Origin of the sequence: Bifidobacterium tsurumiense, assembly GCF_000741765.1 — a bacterium.
Taxonomy (GTDB): Bacteria; Actinomycetota; Actinomycetes; order Actinomycetales; family Bifidobacteriaceae; genus Bifidobacterium; species Bifidobacterium tsurumiense.
Genome location: NZ_JGZU01000002.1, coordinates 69,146 through 88,771, shown reverse-complemented (window position 1 = coordinate 88,771; position 19,626 = coordinate 69,146). Strand labels below are relative to the sequence as shown.

15 protein-coding genes and 1 tRNA gene are annotated in these 19,626 nt (G+C 51.1%); 2 read left to right on the top strand and 14 right to left on the bottom strand.

The genetic code is table 11. From position 1 onward, the window contains the following. Positions 1-128: 128 nt before the first annotated feature. From BITS_RS00595 to BITS_RS00535, 11 genes are all read right to left on the bottom strand, one after another. Complete coding sequence (locus BITS_RS00595; RefSeq protein ID WP_051264319.1) at positions 129-1,733, bottom strand: SpaH/EbpB family LPXTG-anchored major pilin; 1,605 nt, start codon at positions 1,731-1,733, stop codon at positions 129-131. 81 nt (positions 1,734-1,814) lie between these two features. Then, positions 1,815-3,179 carry a SpaA isopeptide-forming pilin-related protein gene (locus BITS_RS00590; RefSeq protein ID WP_026641807.1) on the bottom strand — a complete coding sequence of 455 codons (1,365 nt, stop codon included), beginning with the start codon at positions 3,177-3,179 and terminating at the stop codon, positions 1,815-1,817. Then, positions 3,176-4,249 (bottom strand): MucBP domain-containing protein, encoded by a 1,074-nt coding sequence (locus BITS_RS00585; protein WP_152571176.1) that lies wholly within the window; start codon positions 4,247-4,249, stop codon positions 3,176-3,178. The genes BITS_RS00590 and BITS_RS00585 overlap by 4 nt, the downstream gene beginning before the upstream one ends. Before the next feature lie 1,079 nt (positions 4,250-5,328). After that, entirely contained in the window at positions 5,329-6,351 is a 1,023-nt protein-coding gene (gene prmC / locus BITS_RS00580; RefSeq protein WP_026641805.1) for a peptide chain release factor N(5)-glutamine methyltransferase, read from the bottom strand. Between the two features lie 33 nt (positions 6,352-6,384). Beyond that, complete coding sequence (gene prfA / locus BITS_RS00575) at positions 6,385-7,482, bottom strand: peptide chain release factor 1 (protein ID WP_026641804.1); 1,098 nt, start codon at positions 7,480-7,482, stop codon at positions 6,385-6,387. 169 nt (positions 7,483-7,651) lie between these two features. Further along, entirely contained in the window at positions 7,652-7,861 is a 210-nt protein-coding gene (rpmE, locus tag BITS_RS00570) for a 50S ribosomal protein L31 (protein ID WP_026641803.1), read from the bottom strand. Between the two features lie 248 nt (positions 7,862-8,109). Further along, a tRNA-Ile gene (locus tag BITS_RS00560) sits at positions 8,110-8,183 on the bottom strand. Between the two features lie 435 nt (positions 8,184-8,618). After that, positions 8,619-9,341 carry an ECF transporter S component gene (locus tag BITS_RS00550; protein WP_081693494.1) on the bottom strand — a complete coding sequence of 241 codons (723 nt, stop codon included), beginning with the start codon at positions 9,339-9,341 and terminating at the stop codon, positions 8,619-8,621. 300 nt (positions 9,342-9,641) lie between these two features. Beyond that, positions 9,642-10,379, bottom strand: coding sequence for an aldo/keto reductase (locus BITS_RS00545; RefSeq protein ID WP_202961115.1), 738 nt, complete (start codon positions 10,377-10,379; stop codon positions 9,642-9,644). Between the two features lie 370 nt (positions 10,380-10,749). Further along, on the bottom strand, positions 10,750-11,220 hold the full coding sequence (locus BITS_RS00540) for an MATE family efflux transporter (RefSeq protein WP_026641800.1): 471 nt from the start codon (positions 11,218-11,220) through the stop codon (positions 10,750-10,752). Between the two features lie 4 nt (positions 11,221-11,224). Beyond that, positions 11,225-11,929, bottom strand: a complete 705-nt coding sequence (locus BITS_RS00535) for an MATE family efflux transporter (RefSeq protein WP_160249598.1) — start codon at positions 11,927-11,929, stop codon at positions 11,225-11,227. A 554-nt stretch (positions 11,930-12,483) separates the two neighbouring features. On the opposite strand from BITS_RS00535, the gene BITS_RS00530 reads away from it, so the two are divergent. Further along, positions 12,484-13,044, top strand: a complete 561-nt coding sequence (locus tag BITS_RS00530; protein WP_026641798.1) for a TetR/AcrR family transcriptional regulator — start codon at positions 12,484-12,486, stop codon at positions 13,042-13,044. Positions 13,045-13,113: 69 nt separating this feature from the next. On the opposite strand, the gene BITS_RS00525 is transcribed toward BITS_RS00530, so the two are convergent. Continuing rightward, positions 13,114-14,337, bottom strand: coding sequence for an ROK family protein (locus tag BITS_RS00525; RefSeq protein ID WP_026641797.1), 1,224 nt, complete (start codon positions 14,335-14,337; stop codon positions 13,114-13,116). 336 nt (positions 14,338-14,673) lie between these two features. On the opposite strand from BITS_RS00525, the gene BITS_RS00520 reads away from it, so the two are divergent. Beyond that, entirely contained in the window at positions 14,674-16,173 is a 1,500-nt protein-coding gene (locus tag BITS_RS00520; RefSeq protein WP_026641796.1) for a xylulokinase, read from the top strand. Between the two features lie 273 nt (positions 16,174-16,446). On the opposite strand, the gene BITS_RS00515 is transcribed toward BITS_RS00520, so the two are convergent. Both BITS_RS00515 and BITS_RS00510 read right to left on the bottom strand, forming a co-directional pair. Beyond that, the gene (locus BITS_RS00515; RefSeq protein ID WP_026641795.1) at positions 16,447-17,586 is read right to left on the bottom strand and encodes a family 8 glycosyl hydrolase; all 1,140 of its coding nucleotides are present in this window, start codon (positions 17,584-17,586) and stop codon (positions 16,447-16,449) included. Continuing rightward, complete coding sequence (locus BITS_RS00510) at positions 17,586-19,625, bottom strand: right-handed parallel beta-helix repeat-containing protein (RefSeq protein WP_026641794.1); 2,040 nt, start codon at positions 19,623-19,625, stop codon at positions 17,586-17,588. The genes BITS_RS00515 and BITS_RS00510 overlap by 1 nt, the downstream gene beginning before the upstream one ends. Position 19,626 lies beyond the last annotated feature (1 nt).

The following is a 19,626-nucleotide window of genomic DNA, read 5'->3' as shown; positions in this document are numbered from 1 at the left end:
GCTTCTAGTGTATGCCATGACGTATTGCTCAAATTGTCATATCGCCGCTGAGGCATTGTAATAGCTGATGTTTGGTAATGGCAGATTGATTGCGACGGATCGGCAAACACAGACTGACTGCAATGGATTCACGCCTTCTCAGCCGCGGTTACTCCAGAGTCGGATTCATCATCTGCGGTTTCCTCGGTTTTCCCCTTCGCCACAGGCACTGTCTGATACCCGGTTCGCCATACGTACACTCCGGAAATAACAAAGCCTGCCGTAATCCAGACAGCCCACCATGGGAACCGCGGAATCACGGGATCCTGACCAGCATTGATCTTCAGCGCGGTACAAACTGCGTTACCGGCAGGAAGCACGTAGCCGGCTGGCGCCTTGGTTTCCACGAGCACATAGCAGCGAGAAGTGTGATCCGTGGCCACTGCGGTTGCATCGGAGTCAAGCACCTTGGAATCCACGAACAGACCTGCGATGGACACAATGCCGTTGGAATCCGAAGTGAAGGTGTCTGAACCGTTCACCGAAATCGGATCGCCAGTAATGTCAGCGGCATCGCAGCTGTCCTTGAAGTCGCCATCCGAAGTGGTGTTATACACCCGGAATTCAGCGCCAGCCAGTGCATTGTTATTATCTGCATCGACCTTGCTGATTCGGGCATCGCCCCATGCAGACACAACCTTGTTGGTTTCCTCCGGAGGGGTTGGAGGCGTGGTCGGAGGATTGTCGCCAGTGAAGGTGCCAACATAGAAGTAAGCGGTGTTGGGAATATAACCCGTAGAAGACAGGCTCGCCGCAGTTGCCGTGAAGGTAACGGTTACGGTCTGTCCTGCCTTGTCCTTCAAGTAGGTCAAACCAGCGGTGGTGAAGCCAACGCTCACAGTATTGTTATTGCTGCTTGAAGCCTTGGTTACTTCATAATATTCAGCAGGAACGGTCTCATCGCCGGTCTTGACGCTTGCCACCTCACCATCGGTCAGCTGGCTTTCCAGAGGATCGGAAACGATGAAGTAGCTGAACTGGTCGGCGCTCGCAATGCTTGGCACTTCAACGGTGACCGGGAAGTTGATCTGCGATGCAGTGTTCAAGCCGTTCTTGGTAACTTCGATGCCCTTGGTTGGGTATTCGATCACGGTGTTCTTCGGATAGACGTTGACATTGTAGAGCCAGCTGCCATCAGCAGTGCTGCCTGCATTGTCATTGTTATTCGGATATGGAATGGTTACCAGGAACGGCGCTGCCTTCTTCTTCACAGTGCTTGGAGCCTGTGTTTCGCACACCAAATATGCGCCAACGCTCAAATTGGCGATAGTGGATTCACCATTGGCATCGGTGACAGAAGAGGCTGCCACGCCATTTGCAAAGGTGTAGCCGGAGATAGCTGGAGTTGCCCAATCCATGCCGCACGCATCTGCACTGACGGTAATGCTATTTACCGCATCCCAGCCAGCATTAGTGGTCAGGTCAATATCGTTGGACTTGTAAGCAGTGAACAGAACGCCAGCCACGCCGGTGCCGCCTGTCGCGGTCTTGCCGCCTGGCGTGCCGTCGGCAGTCTGAGAGCCTGACTCGTGCTTATGAATGATCATTGATCCAGTCTGACTTCCATCAATATTTCCTACCGCGAGATCTGCTGCCGTTGCGGCTGGAGCCAAGGCAATACAGCTTGCTATTGCTGTCACTGCGACACCGAGTGCAGCGGTAATCCGCACTCCGGTTTGGGTGAATTGTTTCATCGAGGACTTCCCCTTACCTTTACTTGTTTCCTTTTTCTTTTAGTTATTTACTGACCACGCGGCCGCACGATCAGTCGATAGTTACGCTTGTTGTTGAGTTAGCCGTCGCTGTCTCCTCCTCACTATTTCGGTGATGAGCGTAAAGGCAGCAAACGCGCCTCCCGCGATGAAGAAGTAATCTGAACCCATGCCACCAGTGAATGGAATACCTGGTGTTGGTATTTGAATATTGACAATCCTGTTACCTGAGTTGATATAGGTACCTTGAGCGGTAACTTCGAACTCATATGAAGTGTCACCGAGTAGGTATCCATCAGGGGCCTGCGTCTCTTTCAGGGTGTATTTGCCTAGAGGTAGATTCATGGAAATCACACCAGCAGTTTGATCCGTGTCGTAATACAGCGAACCCGCAACGCTATCGGGATCCGCAGCTTGTGCAGCACAATCCGAGGATTGATCTGCAACGCAGTCCACCACATCCAGTGGCCCCGGCAAAATCCCGCCTGTTATCCGCCACTTGGCGCCGCTCAGCAACTGATTCGTCTTATTCACCTTGCGCCAGGAGACATTGCCTGTAATCGGGTAGTTCACAACATTGCCGTTTGTGTCAACCGTGTCACGATCATTTGCTGTAAGTGCCTTCAATCGATAACTCATTGTCGAAGTATCAAAAGTGAAGTACAAACGAGCACTGGTATCTTCATTTTGGTCGTAATTCGTAGGAGCCTTGCGTTCTGTCAGATACAAGACAGGCCCTTCGGTCGCACCATCCTCCCATGCCTTGGTTACCAAAGGCAGACCGACTATATGGAAGTAGCCAGATCGTGGATCTTGATCCTGATATGCAGCAGTGCTGCTAGCCCCTTCAGTCACACAATCCGCAATATCTGCCTTAGAGGAATTGGCGATACCGGAACCAAGATCAACTTGATTTCCACCAATTCGGAAGGTCGCACCGCTCAGGATATTTCCAAATGAATCAACCTTTTCCCAAGAGGCTTCGCCTGTGGCAATGGTGCAGGCATTGTTATTTGCTGAACCATATTCATCGCCATCCATGGAGACGGCATTGTAGAAACCCTTTGTCGAATCAGGATTTTCTCCAGTCTGACAAGACCCAAGATTCTGAATGCCTTCTGCCGTCTCCTGCGTCTTGTCGAAGGTGTACGTGACTACAATTGTGAAGTTCTGAGATTGACCAGCGTCCAAGGTCACGCCAGAACTGACTAGGTATTGGCCGGGACTGTCAGTCATCTGATCTGTTTCCACTCCATCAACTGTGAAGCCGGATATTGCAAAGCCTGTCGGAACATTAGATATGTCATACACAGGTTGAGAAGTTCCTGAGACTTCGCCAACATTGGTGACCTGGATGGTGTATGTGCGCTGCACAGTCGCAGTGTCCGCATTTAGCGACACTGGACCATCCGTGGTGGTCTTATTCACAGCGAACTTTTGTTTTTTCTGTAGTAATAGATCACGCTCGGATCAGTTGGCCTACGCATGGTCAGGGTCTGTGCCAAACCGATTGAAGTCGCCGCTTCTGCTTCATCTTCAGGAACGACCGGAGGGCGGGAGTACAATTTACCGTACGCCCAATTCTTGAACGTCGTCGGCATATTCATAACCGGTTTGTCAATAGGTTCGCCCTTACTATCAAGGTTGGCAAAACGCAATCTGACATAATAGTTCGGCGCATCAGTCTCTGTTACAGGTCCTTCTGAAACAGGAAGCCCATCTGGATTGCTTTCAAAATCATAGCTTGATGATGGATTGTTGTCTGGCAATGACTGTTGTGCCTCCGGTATGTCCGGATTAGTTCCACCTCGACGCATGAGCCAGCCGGAAACATCGACATAGCCTTCACTATTCTTTACGAATTTCAGCCAAAAAATACCCTGATCAACCCTGGTCTTAATGTAGAATATGTTTCCATTGCGCACTGAATTCGTACTGGGAAGTGTACCATTTTGATTCGAAGACATCGCGGACTCTACTAACGTGTATCCGGGAATATCTATCGGAACAGTTGTATATGTGTCATCGGCTATACCATATTGAACATATTCAGGTGCGATTCGTTCGCCCGTATCAATATCGTAGCAATTCGTCGGTTGCGCAATTAGTATCAAGAGCTGATGCCGCACTGAGGTATTCCCGGCGGGATCATCAGAAGTATCAGCCGAGGTCGGATTCGTCCCATCATAGACACTAGCGTAAAGAGCACTGACACCGCTCGGAGCACTGACTATATAACGCGCCCACGCTCCGGATGTTGCGTTAACAACATTTATTGAAACACTCGTGCTAATAGAACGATCGCGACTGAATTGAACAGTTCGAGTGTCTGCGTAATCGGTGCCGTTAAATGTGAGGTTGAACCTGGTTTGTGACCTGGCAGTTCCGTTATCGTCGTAAAAAGCACGAACACGAACCACTGCTGGAGTGACGCCATTCAAGACGTCGCTTCTTAACATCAAGAAGGTAAAGTACCAATTGCTTTTTGCCTGCCGCACTACCTGAATCGTGTAATAACCGTTATCCGGTTCAGCAATCTTGTATCCGCCGTCTGTCCGGTAACTGTGTAACCAGTGTAGTCATATGTGGTGTCTGCGGCTTGAGCTGTGTGAAGACTTACGTTGGAAGATAAGGTCAGAGGGAGAATGAGCGCAAATGCTATGAACAAATGCGACAATACCCGCTCCTCCACCGCTCAATAATCTATTGCTGCTCATCTAGATACTCTTCAAGAATGAACGGTCGGTCGGGCCACTACGCTCAATATCGACGATTGCGTGACGTTCACCGACATGCCCGGTATCTGCCTCTGTATTCGTCGTTTTGCGATGTTTGTTTCGCAATGAACCCACCTCTCACGGCATTAGTTGTAGCAGTATTCGTTTTCTTTTGGCCGGCAGGACATAAACCTCACACGGCACTGATCATGTATCCAAAGATTTCAACTTCAATCTTTTGCCCCATAATCTGTTTTCGTGATCCTCATCAGGCCACATCTCCTTCACAGAAGCACTAGGCACAATCTTATCTGAGTCCGGCGAGGCGTTGAAGTTTCATAAAAGGCTGAATTCTGGGTTTGTCGGAGTATATGTTGTATGGCATATGCGCACACATGAGACAGGTAGAATTTACCGAAATTTCAGCGTTTCTTCATTATCAAATGATGATATGGCACAGCTAATTCGACATTCCAAATGCTTCTGTCCAACAGCCTCTGCCACACGTTTTATAATTTGAGCGATATATTTCACATGGTTTTTGTTCCTGGAAAGAACCTTATAATTGCCTGAAAGCAAGCTCGATTAAAGCCTTGTATTGCATGTGCTATGCAACAAATCGCCCACATCAGTTGCTTCTGTTCATGCACTTGCTATTTCTATGTGTTTCACGTTGTACATTGTGCAGAGACACATTGATTAGACTTTCGAGGTCTGCAATTCAACGCAATTTGTCTTGACATCTACAAGATATTTGTCAAATATTTTAAAACCCAAATATCTCAAAACTGAGTCCGCAATATGGATATTGTCTATGCCTTAGTATATTTATGCGCCCTTATGCAACCCATTGACACATATCAACGTGATCGCTGAGCCACAAGAAATCTCGGGCGGCCCGTCCAATCCAACTCTGTTCGCGCTTCCTCAAATCCATATTCAATCGCATGTGCAACCAGTGCAGAACCTTGGGAAATATCGTGTTCCATTACCAACAAGCCACCATCGCGCAATAATGATGCCGCTCTCACGATAATGCGCTGTGGAATGACCAACCCATCAGCAGATCCGCCATATAGTGCCATATCGGGATCGAAATCCCTTACTTCCAACTGTTCAGGCACTTCGGATTCAGGCACATAAGGTGGGTTGGAAATCACTAGATCCACAGTGCCATCAAGCTCTTGCAGAGTCTCAGGATCCGTTGCATCACCGTATACAAGGTGATACGCACCTATGCACTGCGGATAATCTATTTCCACCTTTTTGTGATTTCGTTCAGTCCATAGCAAGGCTTGTTGAGAATATTCAACAGCCCATACCTCGCTGCCTGGCACTTCGGTCAGCACCGCAAGTCCGATTGCCCCACTCCCCGCACACAGGTCAACCACACGGGGATGCACGATTTGCTGACTTTCCAGCCAATCAAGTCCTGCTTGCACGACTGTTTCGGTCTCTTGGCGTGGAATGAAGACGCCAGGCCCCACTTGCAAATCCAGATAGCGAAAAGGAGCATGACCGACGATGTATTGCAGTGGCTCACGAGTCGCCCGACGAGTAATCATCGACGAAAACTTGTCGAGTGCTTGCACGGACAGGCGTAAGAGCCGTTCTTTTTGTACTGATACGTCTTCTATTTCAGATGCTGCAAGCGCAAGCATACCGCTTGATTGCAAATCCGCTTTCGCGGTATGTGACTCAGCTGTGGACACCACATAGGTGAGACTCTCCCCCAGCAATTCTGCTTTGCGAATATCACCCAAGGTTGCGCCACTTGCTTCTGCAAGCAATAGCGCCACATCATGTTCCGGGGTGGGTACGCCTACCTCTCGCAAAGTCGAAGCCGCTTTGCGCAACACCTCATGGACGGTAACGTCAGTCATACCTCACCCACGGCACATGTGAACTCGAAAAAACTACTGCTCCTGCTGAGCCGATGCCAAACGCGCGGCTTCATCAGCCTGCACATCTGAATCGATAACCGCCTGCAGATCGCCATCCAGCACCTGATCAAGGTTGTATGCCTTGTAATTCGTGCGGTGATCAACGATGCGGTTTTCGGGGAAGTTGTAAGTGCGTATACGTTCGGAACGATCCAAGGAGCGCACCTGCGAATGGCGCATATCGGCGGCTTCGGCGGCTTCCTGCTCATGCTTCATGGCAAGCAATCTGGACTTCAGCACACGCAATGCGGCGGCACGATTTTGAATCTGCGACTTTTCGTCCTGCATGCTCACCACGATGCCGGTCGGGATATGGGTCATACGAACAGCGGAATACGTGGTATTCACGGACTGTCCACCAGGGCCGGAGCTCATGAAGATATCGATTTTCAGATCCTTTGGGTCGATTTCGATTTCGTCGTCATCCTCATCGGCTTCAGGGAATACGATGACACCGGCGGCTGAAGTCTGAATACGCCCTTGCGATTCGGTTACGGGGATGCGCTGCACACGATGCACACCACCCTCATATTTCAGGCTTGCCCACACGCCATCCTCGGGAGAAGGTGTGCCTTTGGCTCGTATCGCCACCTGCACATCCTTGACACCACCCAATTCGGTGCTGTTCTCGCTCTGAATGGTCGTGGTCCATCCGCGCTTTTCCGCATATCGCGTATACATACGCAACAGATCGCCGGCGAACAAAGCAGCCTCTTCGCCACCAGTGCCGGCCTTGATTTCCATAATCGTGTCACGAGCGTCATCAGGATCTCGTGGAATAAGCGCCGTACGCAACTTCTCCTGAACTGCCGGCAACTCAGATTCAAGGCGCTTCGCCTCTTCAGCGAAGTCTTCATCTTCTGCAGCCATCTCCTGAGCCGCTTCCAAGTCTTCGCACACCTGACGATATTTCAAATATGCCGAAACGATAACGCCCAATTCGGCATGACGGCGACCGAGCTTACGGATCTTATCCGGATCCGACGCCACCTCGGGCGAACCCATTTGCTGTTCGATGTCGCGATATTCCTCCAGAGCGGTCTGTGCTGCTGGGAATTGCTCGTCTGCCATCTGCCTACCTTATTCGGTTCGAAATGTTTTCTCTTGTGGATCTGCCACTATTATGAAGCCATCGGTGCCTCAACATTGCCTCTGCTTGTGGGCACTTCTTCAAGCATACAAAAACGCCAGTCCGGCGCATCCGTAAACACGGAAACGCATCGGACTGGCGTCATAAAAGCTAGTTCTTCTTGCCGTAGCGCTTCTCGAAGCGAGCCACGCGGCCGCCGGTATCGAGAATCTTCTGCTTACCGGTGTAGAAGGGGTGGCACTGCGCGCACACATCTGCAGTCATGTGATCGCCTGCAGCGGTGGAACGAGTGATGAAAGTGTTGCCGCACGAGCAAGTGACCTGCACGGCATGATAATCAGGATGGATTCCCTGCTTCATGGTTTGTCTCCTATGGAATTCGGGGGACCCGGGTCGCCACACCCCTGTGGTGGGCGTGAACCGGAACCTGTTGGATTATACGCATGATTATCGACTTTTTCCCGTAGAGAAACACGCCGACTACCGAATGTGCAATCTGTTGACTCTGATTTTCGACGAACTCAAACGATTAGGTAATGCCGAATAGTTCCAAAACCGCGGAATATTGCGGATTTGAGGTGGCTGATAACTTTTGAAAGATCAAAGTGTGGGGCCTCAGGGGCTTGAACCCTGGACCGAACGATTATGAGTCGTTTGCTCTAACCGACTGAGCTAAGGCCCCACGTCGCGCCGAAGACGTGCCTTCGACCAACTTGGCAAGTATAGCAAACCGCTCGACCAGATTGACAATGGTGGTGCCGCGAATCGCAAAATCATGACAGCAAAACCGCACAAGATGAAATCAGAACTAAATTCCGATATCCAGATCATTGAATTACCAAGGTTTTTCAACTACCGAAGATGATGCATTTTCATCTTGTGCGGTTTTGCAAAGCGCAATCACGCAACACTCCTTGGTTCCCATCCGAATAACACCGTTCAAACATAAAGAAGCGGCGCTTCGTCGGAATTCCAAAAACAACGAAGCACCGCCTGACACCAATAGTTGTGCTGTTAACGCAATGCCGTCACCTCACAGCCCGCAATACCACTTGCCTTCATAAGCAAACGTGGTGAACTACTTGCTAACGAGCACCGGCCACAACGAGGATTACGCCTATTCGACGGTTCCGCGAATTGCGCGGCCTGAAGCGAATCGATCCAAAGCACCGGTTTTGGCAATCGCCACATACAAAGCCCAGCTCAGCAATCCAGCGATCAGCACACCGCCGACCACCTCACTGATCATGTGCACAATGCCTCGCGGGCTGAAGAAGGATACCGCCTGATAGCGGAACAGCATGAGGTAAATGCCGTATTCCAAAGCTGTAAGGAGTCCGGCAAGCACCGCAAGAGAATGTGTGAATTTACGATACCTTGCGATGGCAAATGGCAACTCAGAGAACAACCCTTGGAGCATTGCGGATACGATGACGAATCCGAATGAGAAATTATTGCCCAGCAGCATCTCTGCCATGGTTCCCACCAAATTCACGTAGATTGCAGCTCCGGGCTTGCGAATAATGAGCAACGCCAAAGGACCCGAGAAATACCAGACCGCATGGAGGATACTTGCTAGTCCCGGCAGCACTTCACCGAGTATGGGTGAAATGGCGGAATAGGCGAAGTTGAATCCCCAGAATATGACACCGCAAGCAACACCCAAAGCAGCTCCTACCGCAATATCGGCAGTCGTCCAACGTGGCCATGAGGGAATACCGCTCGCAGAAGTGGATGATTCGAATTGATCTGATGAAATTGACACCTTGTCGCCATGAATGGATGCGCTTTTCTCATTGAGTTGCGGCGACTGATTGTGATTTTGGGCATGATTGTCCATTGGGATCTCCTGTCCCTCATGACCGTGCACAGTATTGTCTTGGAATTCAGGCACTCCTTGACCTGCACGATTCGGGCGGGAGCGCCAAGTGACACTGTATCAAACTTACGAGTGGTTCATGGCTCAGCATTCATCGCTCGAAGGCAATTCCGAAACCACATACGATGCCGGTCTCAAATAGCCCGATTGCCAATTACGAGTTATTCAAAAATCACCCCTACCATAACTACCGTCCGTCACCGCAACGCAAAATGGCCACCATGCATGAGCATGATGGCCAAAACAATACGGTTAGCGCGTTTAGTCAGCAGGCTTGAATCCGGACAAGTGCTGTTCCTGCTCAGCCAGGCTCAAGGTGTAGAAGCGGTGACCATTGTCAAGCCCGCGCATAGCTTCCACATCTTCACCGTCAAGTGCAAAATCGAAGATATCGAAGTTCTGCCTCACATGTTCAGCACTCGTGGCGCGAGGAAATACAATGGTGCTCTCTTGGATATGCCAACGCAAAATAATCTGAGCCGGCGCCTTGCCGTACTCTTCAGCCAATCGAGTGACCACGGATTCCGACATCAGCCCCGCATTGCCATGCCCTAGCGGATACCACGCTTCCAACGCAACGCCATAGGAAGCCAGTCTTTTCTTCAATTCACCTTGCTGGAAGTATGGATGACATTCAACCTGAAGTACGCTCGGCTTGATCGTCGAAGCTTCAACAACCTCTTCCAGACGCTCGGATTCAAAATTGGACAGTCCAATAGAACGAACCTTACCTTTGGCAACGGCACGCTCCATATCCTTCCAAGCACCCAGATAGTCACCAAATTGCTGGTGTAGAAGGAGCAGATCAATATAATCCATCCCCAAGCGGCCCAACATGGCATCGATGGCCTTGGCAGTTGTGCCCTCGCCATAGTCCGAAGGCCACAGCTTGCTGGTTACCCACACATCCTTGCGATCGAGACCAGACGCTGCCACTGCGCGACCGACACCGCGCTCATTTTGATAGGCGTGGGCGGTGTCAATATGGCGATATCCCATAGCGAGCGCCTATTCACACACCTGCTGAATAAGTTCGTCACCACGAATCTGATACACGCCTATGCCCATTTGAGGTATGACATTGCCATCGTTGAGGGTGACAGTTGTTTGATGATTCATGGGTTTTCCTTTCGGTTGATTTTGGTTGCGATTCTTTGTTGTGAAGTTTGAATTGCTCATTACGAGCTGCTTCGACAGATTTCCCAACTCATTGACATTGTGCGACCGCTAAACCGCTCGATTCAGGCCTGTTGTCTGATAGCAGAAAGCAAAGCCGCAGCATGTGCTTCCACCTGCAATCTGCTCGACGTCCTGAAAAGAATTATGGCTGTTATCGCACCCACGGTTTCCATGAGGGGCTGTACTAGCATCAAGCCATAAGCGGCCACATGAAATTGGCCAAAGCCATGAGCACTATATCCACAGTGCCCTTGCGCAAGAGAGACAGCACTATGGCTTGTCGAGCGGACCCAGTGGCTTGGAATACCGCTATGAGCATGAATTCCACCACCACCGAAGGCATTGCCAAAGCTCGCAGCCTCAGGAAACTCGCTCCATATTCCACAACACTGGGATCGTTGATGAATAGGCGCACCAAATCGCTGGCGAAAATCTCATACAAGACCAATCCCGCCAAGGATATGGTCAGTCCTATTCCCAGTGTCATACGGATCGCAGCCCGCATGCGTCGGCGATCACCTGAAGCAAATGTGTAGGCAACCAACGGAATGACGCCATCGGATATGCCCATGATGAGCTGGAATGGAATCATTTCCAAGCGCTGCATAACGCCCATGCCGGAAAGTACTTCTGTGGGCTGATCCGATAGGAACCATACCATCGCGCTATTGGATACCGATGCGAGGAATATGACCAAGGATGCCGATAGCGATTATGGAACGCGCGTCACTCCCCGGAATTGCTCGCGGACGCAGACTCAATTTCACCATGCTGTCTTCACGATGACGAATGACATAAACAATGAGAAATGCCAGTCCCGTTGCATTCGAGAGTGCCGTTGCCAAGGCGGCGCCGGCAACCTGCAGATCAGCCACGAAAATCAGCAGTGGGGCAAGAATCACATTGAAGAGCACGCCTAATACCATGCCTATGCTTGCAACTGCGGATTTCCCTTCAGCCCTTACAATTGCGGCAACGACAAGGTTTAAAATGGTGAATGGCGCACCAATCATGCACGCAAAGATCAAATAGTGCCACGCAAATTCGGCAACTCTCCCCTGAACTCCAAGCATGCCCAGCAACGATCGCCCCATCAAAGCCATAACCACACTGAACACAAGTGCGCTTACCGCAGCCATCCACACCGTGGCGGTGGCAGTACGACCTGCTCGTGCATTATTCCCCTCGCCGAGCTGGCGAGATACCAAGCTTCCGCCGCCAACTGCAAAAAGATTCGGAACGGCGTTCAGCAGCATAAACACCGGATAGGTAACCGTCAAGGCTGCGACCTGGTCCGGATTCCCCGTCTGCCCTATAAACCATGTGTCGGCCATATTGTAGGCAAGCACCACCATCTGGCTAACTACCATAGGTGCCGCCAAGGCGGCGATCGCCCGAGGAAGTTGAGCTCGCTCAAACAGCTCCCTTGAGTCAGTTGCATTTCTGCGTTTTATGCGTGATGGCATGTGTATTGTCTCCCATTAAATATCGGTTCGGCCTGTGGGTTGATTCGTGAATCCGCTCGTTACGAATCCCCTTTCCATGGTCTTTATGCGTGTGTCAAGCTTTCTTTTGTGCAGTCGTATCCATTGCTCGTAAGTCGGCAGTTGATATCGATTACGTATGCAGTTGTGTTGCCATACCAGCACAGTGAAGATGACGCCGCAAAGGATGATTTGGCGTTGCGAGAGGTTTATGCCACGGTTTTGATTAGAGTGGGTATACAAGTTGATGTCTGAGCCAAGTTTTTATCGATGGGTTCTTATCTATAGGTCAGTTGTCCACTGTGATCTTCGAAGCGATAGTCGATAAGGGCTTGTTGAGTTTGCAGATTACGGCGAATACAGCCTGAATCGACGACTTGGACAGGCATGACTTCGGCATATGCAATCAATGCAGCGCGCGCGGGAGATATTGACAGAAGATGACCGATCATACTGATTTGCGCGTAATCAAAACGCTCGATGCCATCCACAGCACACTTGAAACGATGATCTGCGAAATGGATTACCAGAGCATCTCAGTCACCGAATTATGCGAACATGCCCGCATCAATAAGAAAACTTTCTATCGCTATTACACTTCTCTCGATGAACTGCAGGCTGAGTTTCGATCCGAAATGGCTTCGGCATATATCGAACTCACCAAGGAATTTCGCTTCCCACGGGATATCCCCAAGGTCTCCAAGGTGTTCTTTGAGTTTTTGGAATCCAAGCCGGTGTACTCGCACATCACCTGCGCACCGTCATATGGTCTCGAACAGAAGCGTTTGGCCGACATTGTTCCCGATGACCATTGGAAGGACTCCCCTGCGCTCGCTAATCTGCCAGCAAGCGAACAATCTTTGGTTATTGCATATGTACGCAGCATGGGCGCCGCAATTTATCGACAGTGGGTTACCGATGGGCGAAAAGTCCCGATTGAAAGGGCCATCGATATAACCGCCATCCTGCAATCTCAGGGCTTATCCGCAATGCTGAGCTAGTCCAGAATATGGCTTTGACATAGCCTCAGGCGAATAACTGTGGCGACATATTGCCACTGCTTTGCCATTCTAGCTATTGATAAACTCCAGGGGATCATCAAGAAAGCAACGAAGACCGACCTGAGCGGCGCCGTTCAAAGCCGCACGGGTTCCGATATTCGACATACGGACGCGCACGGCTATCGCCGAAGAACCCAAAATCTGCGGTTGAAGTCGCTGCTCAATCATGTTGGCGACTCCTGTTCCGAAGCGTTGCCACAGACCGCCCAATATCACGGTATCAACATCCAAAATATTGATTGCTGATGCCATAGCAGACACCATGGAATCGACCGCAATGTCAACCGCTTGCACAGTCCGTTGCTCCCTGGCCTTCCAGCGGCGAATCAATTCATCAACCGCTTCGATGCGCAGAGCCTGATCTCCGGAATCCACGCCAGCGGCTTCTATGAGCGCCTTTCTGCCCGCATACATTTCCAAGCAACCTTTGCGACCACATCTGCATGGTTTCCCATCCAATGCAACGGAAATATGCCCAACCTCGCCGGCGAAACCATGCATTCCACTATCAACTTTGCCATCGCGAACCACAGCACCACCGATGCCGATATCAGTGGATACATAGATAAAGGAATCGACCGGATTCAGGCCTTCATCACTCTTGCGCTGCGTTGCATATCCCGGAACCTGTGCCAGCGCCGCCATATTCGCTTCGTTATCCGCACGAACTTCCAAGCGCGAGACTACAGGGAATTCATCGAGCTCAAGCTGTTCCCAACCAAGATTCCTTGCCGTGAGCAGCCTCTTGTCTGCGGTGACCAGGCCGGGAAGCGCCAAACCGGCGCCCACGATATGATATCCCTGCTCGCTGGCAAAGGCTTCGCATTCACGGGCGAGCACATCGAGCTCAGTAAATATATCTTCAGGATCCGTGTTTCCCATGGGCTGCGCGACCCAGCGCTCAACCACCGTTCGGCCATCGAGGTCCAAAGCCGTTACACCGTATCCATCCGTGTTGATTTGCAATCCCAGACCACAGATTCGCCCTCCCCCGATGACGAGCGGAGTGCTCGGCCTGCCATATGCGGACATGGGCGCAGGTTTCCCCTCGCGAACCACATCACTGGAAACCAACATGGGAACAAGAAGAGACATAGTCGCCTTCGTAAGACCAGTTGCCTTGGCGAGCTCTGCCCGACTCATAGGAGCAGTCGAACGCAACATGGTGTCGAGCACCACCGACAAGTTATGGTTCCGCAAATCATCCTGATTGATACTCCTCAACGCGGCCATATCGCTCCTTCTATCACGGTCTGCACCAGTCCACCATGTGTGATGCTTCTCGATTTGCATACATATGCAACCCTGCACACCCTTTCTGCTGTCGCACGGTCACCATGTGAGGCACATGTGGTACATACTGGATCTCAGCCCAACCGTTCGAGTCAAGAAACATCATATAGTTATCGCTGTAGCGATTCCTATGTGAACACGCTGTCTACAATGGTACACTGATTATAGTTCATTCATCTAACTATACTGGAATGACAGAGAAAATCGCTGTTTTGGCACTGTTTGTTTGGTGCGAAACAGCAACCGTATGCGTTCATCCAAAGCAAGGAGGCAATGATGGGCCGAGTATTGGTTGCGGGCGTTGATACGTCCACACAATCCACCAAGGTGCGCATAACCGATGCACAAACCGGAGAATTGGTGCGATTTGGTCAGGCAAAACACCCGGACGGAACCAGCGTGAATCCAGAGAGCTGGTGGGAGGCATTCCAAGAAGCCGCTCAGCAGGCAGGTGGGCTCGATGACGTCAGCGCTCTGGCCGTTGGCGGGCAGCAACATGGCATGGTCCTGCTTGACAAACAAGGCAATGTTGTCCGCGATGCGCTGCTGTGGAACGATACACGCTCCGCTCCGGATGCCGAACGCCTGATTGCTGAGCTGGGCGAAGATTCATTGATCGATGAAGAAGCCAAGGAAGGGTTGAGTGAAGATCCCGTCCTTCGAGGCCATCAGCGCTGGGTGAAGGCGGTCGGCTCTTCCCTTGTCGCTTCGATTACCATCACCAAAGTCGCTTGGGTAGCGAAACATGAGCCAGAAAATGCATCTCGTATTGCCGCAATATGTCTTCCTCACGATTGGCTGAGCTGGCGCATAGCAGGCCACGGCCCTGTCGAAGATGGTCAAGACGCAGATCTGCAGGCGCTGTTCACCGACCGCTCTGACGCATCGGGCACTGGATACTTTGATTCTGCAAGCAACCAATATCGTTGGGACTTGTTGGAAATGGCACTCGGCCGGCGTGATGTGGTGTTGCCTCAAGTATTGGAACCGACACAGAGCGTGACCGTGGCCGACCCATCCATCGCAGGACGAGATGTGTCCGGCGGATGCATCATTGCCCCCGGTGGAGGCGATAACGCCATGGCTTCGCTCGGATTGAGCATGGAAGTGGGCGATGTCTCGATTTCCCTAGGTACCTCCGGTGTGGCAGCGGCCATCTCCCCTGTGCCGGCATATGATATGACCGCTGCCGTTACGGGATTTGCCGACTGCACCGGACACTGGCTGCCTTTGGCCTGCACGATCAACGGTTCTCGCATCGCCGATGCAGGACGCGCGGCTTTGGGCGTCGATTATGACGAGTTGTCCGATTTGGCCGCTGCTGCCGATCCAGGAGCAGGCGGCATCACCCTTGTTCCGTATTTTGACGGCGAGCGCACCCCCAACCGCCCCGATGCCACGGCAACTCTGAGCGGCATGACACTGCGCAATACCACTAAGGAAAACATCGCCCGAGCCTTTGTGGAGGGTCTGCTGTGCTCCCAGCGCGATTGCCTCGAGCTCGTGAAGTCTCTGGGCGTCAACGTCAAGCGCATTCTGCTTATCGGCGGCGGAGCGAAATCTAAGGCGGTGCAGGCATTGGCGCCATCGGTTTTGGGGATGGACGTCGCCTTGCCTGCCTCGGATGAATATGTAGCCATCGGCGCTGCACGTCAAGCTGCATGGGTCCTGTCTGGCGAGGCGGAGCCACCTGCATGGGAAGTCAAGGTTGACAGCGTGCTTACGGGCGACCCCACCGAGCAGGTGTATGAGCAGTATGTAAAGTATCGCGGCTAAAGCCACCGCCGTTGGTGCCGACTTAGCAAAGCCGACACCAACGGCATCGACATTGCAGACGGGTCCAGTTCGGATAGCAACGAACCGGACCCGTCTGCAATGGTTTCCTTAAGCTCAATGCGCACTAATATTCCCCACAGATCGTGCTTTTCGGAATTCCGCGATCGTGTCTGGGCTCAACTGACGATCCAGATATAAACCGCAGCCAAGCATATCCAAACGATGCCCTCTACGAAAGTGTAATTTCAGGGTAACCGCGCCAGTTATATGCAATCACCAACGTTGCCGGTAATTGCCACTTAAAGCAAGCATCGCAAACGCATAGAGGAAGTTATCGTAGTAGCGTCGAGCACCAATCCTCATAGGCGTGTTCCACAGCAGATCAACCCATTTTCGAGCATTGTCAACAGCATCACCCGCATCAGAATGAATGGCGGCCAATGACCCCTGCGCCGTAGCGGCTATGAATCCCACCGGATGCAATACAGTTTCCTCGACAGGAGTACCGTCAACCTCATACACACTCGTGCGATCATGAGTGAGGAAAAAGCGCTGCAACGCAGAGACCCTATTGCCCAATCCGATGTCCTTCCCAACCCACAGCGAATCCAGACCAATATTCGCAGCGGTTCGGTAAGCATCCGAGAAGAAATACCAATGACCTCGATCACTGATATGCGGAGTGCCATCGTAATTGGCATATTCAGGACTCATTCCTGTGTCAGTATTGCATGCTGCCAGCAAATACTTTCGACTGGCTTCAGCGGCCTCCTTCCAAAATGCTCTATCGGCAGGGTCTGCTTCCTCCGCGAAGAGATCATAGAAGTGCGGCACGTGATACGAAGGATCGCTCCATTCCGTTTCCGGAATGAACTTGATTAGTTTGTTGTCCGGATTCCACATCGGTTCACCAGCGAAATCACTGCCCCGTTCACTTTCACCTTTATGCACGCAATACCGCAGAATTTCGCGGGCCATCGCTGAATATTGGTATATTCCGTCGCCGTCGCCCCACCGCCTGGAAGCCAAGAATAGCGATGTTGCGAAAAACTCTTCGCCATCTGGGGCGGGGCCTTGAGCATTGGGGATACCGTTGGGGGCAACCGACCATGCAAAGTAATGACGGTGATGACCTTCGTTCATATACATGAACCGCATCACCCAGCCCCAAATCTTGTCGAAGATATCCTTTCGGTCATATTGCACCGCAAGCATCATTGCATAGCTCATGCCTTCGGTACGCACATCGTCGTTGCCGGTATCAACAATATAGCCGAGTCCATCCTCGTTTTCGTGATAAACAGCATTTGGTCCTTCGAAAATCTCGTACCAGACCTGCTTCACTCGGCTGTTGATGTCCTCGTCCGAATATCCGCACCACTTCAGCATCGACCAAGCAGCTTCTTGTTTCATCAGTTCCACTCCCATACCTTGATTCGTTGTTCATTTTCTGCAGACAGCTCCAAAGCTCCTGGTGAACGCGGACTCCCTCCCTCTATGGAGTTTCCCAGCAAGTCGACATTCAGCACATAGGGCTTACCGTCATAGGACTCATACCGCTCCTCAACAATGCGCGGCATCCCAAGCATTTCGGAGGTTACGCATGGCACTGTTATCTGTTTCAATGAGTGAGGCACATCAATATCGAGAAATACCCCGTCGTCCGTGTCGACAACAGCAATAGCCATGCTGTCACTTACGACAACATTCTCAACGGTTCCGCCGCCGAAGTACGGCATGTCATGCGATGTCCGACTCTTGTATTCTCCTAATTCGCTTTCGCTCCCTGCTTCGGCTTGTCCCATGAAGACATTGCCACCTGCATATACCGGCTGCAGTGGGTTCCGCTCACCTCCCCCTTGACTAGGGTCAGCCCACATAGCGTGGAGATTGTCCAAGTATTCCTCAAAACGAGTCGGACAATCTGCATACGTCGACAATCCGAACTCGCCGATATAAGGCTTGCTTCTTTGGGGCGCAAACACATTATTTAACCAACGTTCGTCCCCTCCCGATACCACAGCACAACCTGCCACCTCTGTTGAATGGGCAAAATGATATGGGGTGGAACGATCGGGCACAGTATTTACCTCAATGCCGCCACATATTATGTTGTTGACGAAAGCGCCGCCCTGTGACCAGTTCTGGAACATGCAATCGGAGGCAAAGATATTGTTATCTACCAAATACGGTCCATGACTCACTTCTATCATGGCATCGCGCACATTATTACGCATGATATTTCGGGTAATTCGAGTTCCCTGCGTCTGCCAATCCATCCACATGCCCAAAGAGCAATCATGAATGTAGTTGTTTTGGATGACCGTATCGATTGCCGCATGGAATTTTATGCCTGCAACCTCCCAGCCAAAGAACTCTTGCTTGCTAGCGATGTGATGTATGTGATTGTGTTCAATCTTGCTGAACGCGCATCCCATATGTCCGACTATCGCATTCTGACCGCAATGGTAAATGTCGTTGTTCCGAACAATATGAGATCCGACGACATCTTTTTTCCATCCTAAACGGCGTGCTTTGAACACTGCTTCCAGCTGGTACTGATATCCGCTTTTGCGCTCAGTTCTCATCCATTCATTGTTGCCACTAGCTGATTCCTTGCCCAATGAGACCGCTGAGAACTTCACATCATGAAGCACATTATCTTCAATGATCCATCCATAGGCCCAATTGGGTCCCACCATTCCGTATTGCGGAGAAGTCGGAGGCGCCCAGTCTCCCGTGGCTTGCGCCATTTCAAAACCTCGTACGGTTATGAAATCAATATGATTCCTCGATGGAAAAAAACAAGATCTGCGAACACTGATTTCCACAAGCTCTTCGTTGGGATCCGCACCTTGGAAGTTCGCCCAAATCCGTGTGACATTTTCAACATGATCCACTTCGGCATACCACACATACAAAGTCTGAAGCGGATCATCTATGGAATGCTTCAGCTTGATCGCAAAATCCTCAATCTCAAACCGTTCCTGTGGTTCATATGTCTGCTCTAGTGACTCGACTTCATAAAATGAACGCCCATTGAGATATACATCTCCAAGGTGCTTGTCTGGATCGATACCCTTCTTGGGCTTTTCCAACCAATCACCCGCGATGACGCTGTCGAAAGGGTTGAATTCTCCGAAGAAGCTATTATCAAGTGTCACTGACCACACAGAAGGATGACCCTCGACCTGCTTCCATGAACGTATTCTTTCCGACCCCTTGATAATTGGACGGCTCTCTCCAGACGCCCCACAATATGTAATGCGTTCAAACTCGCTGATACCGCCAAATAATGGATCTACTTGTTCCCTATAAACTCCTTCATGAACAATGACAGTGTCACCTGGTCGAGCGACACGTGCGGCCTGTGAAATCGTTCGGAAAGGTTCTTCCGCAGTGCCTATGCAAAAGTCATTGCCGCGAGGGTTCACATGATATTCAAACGTCATC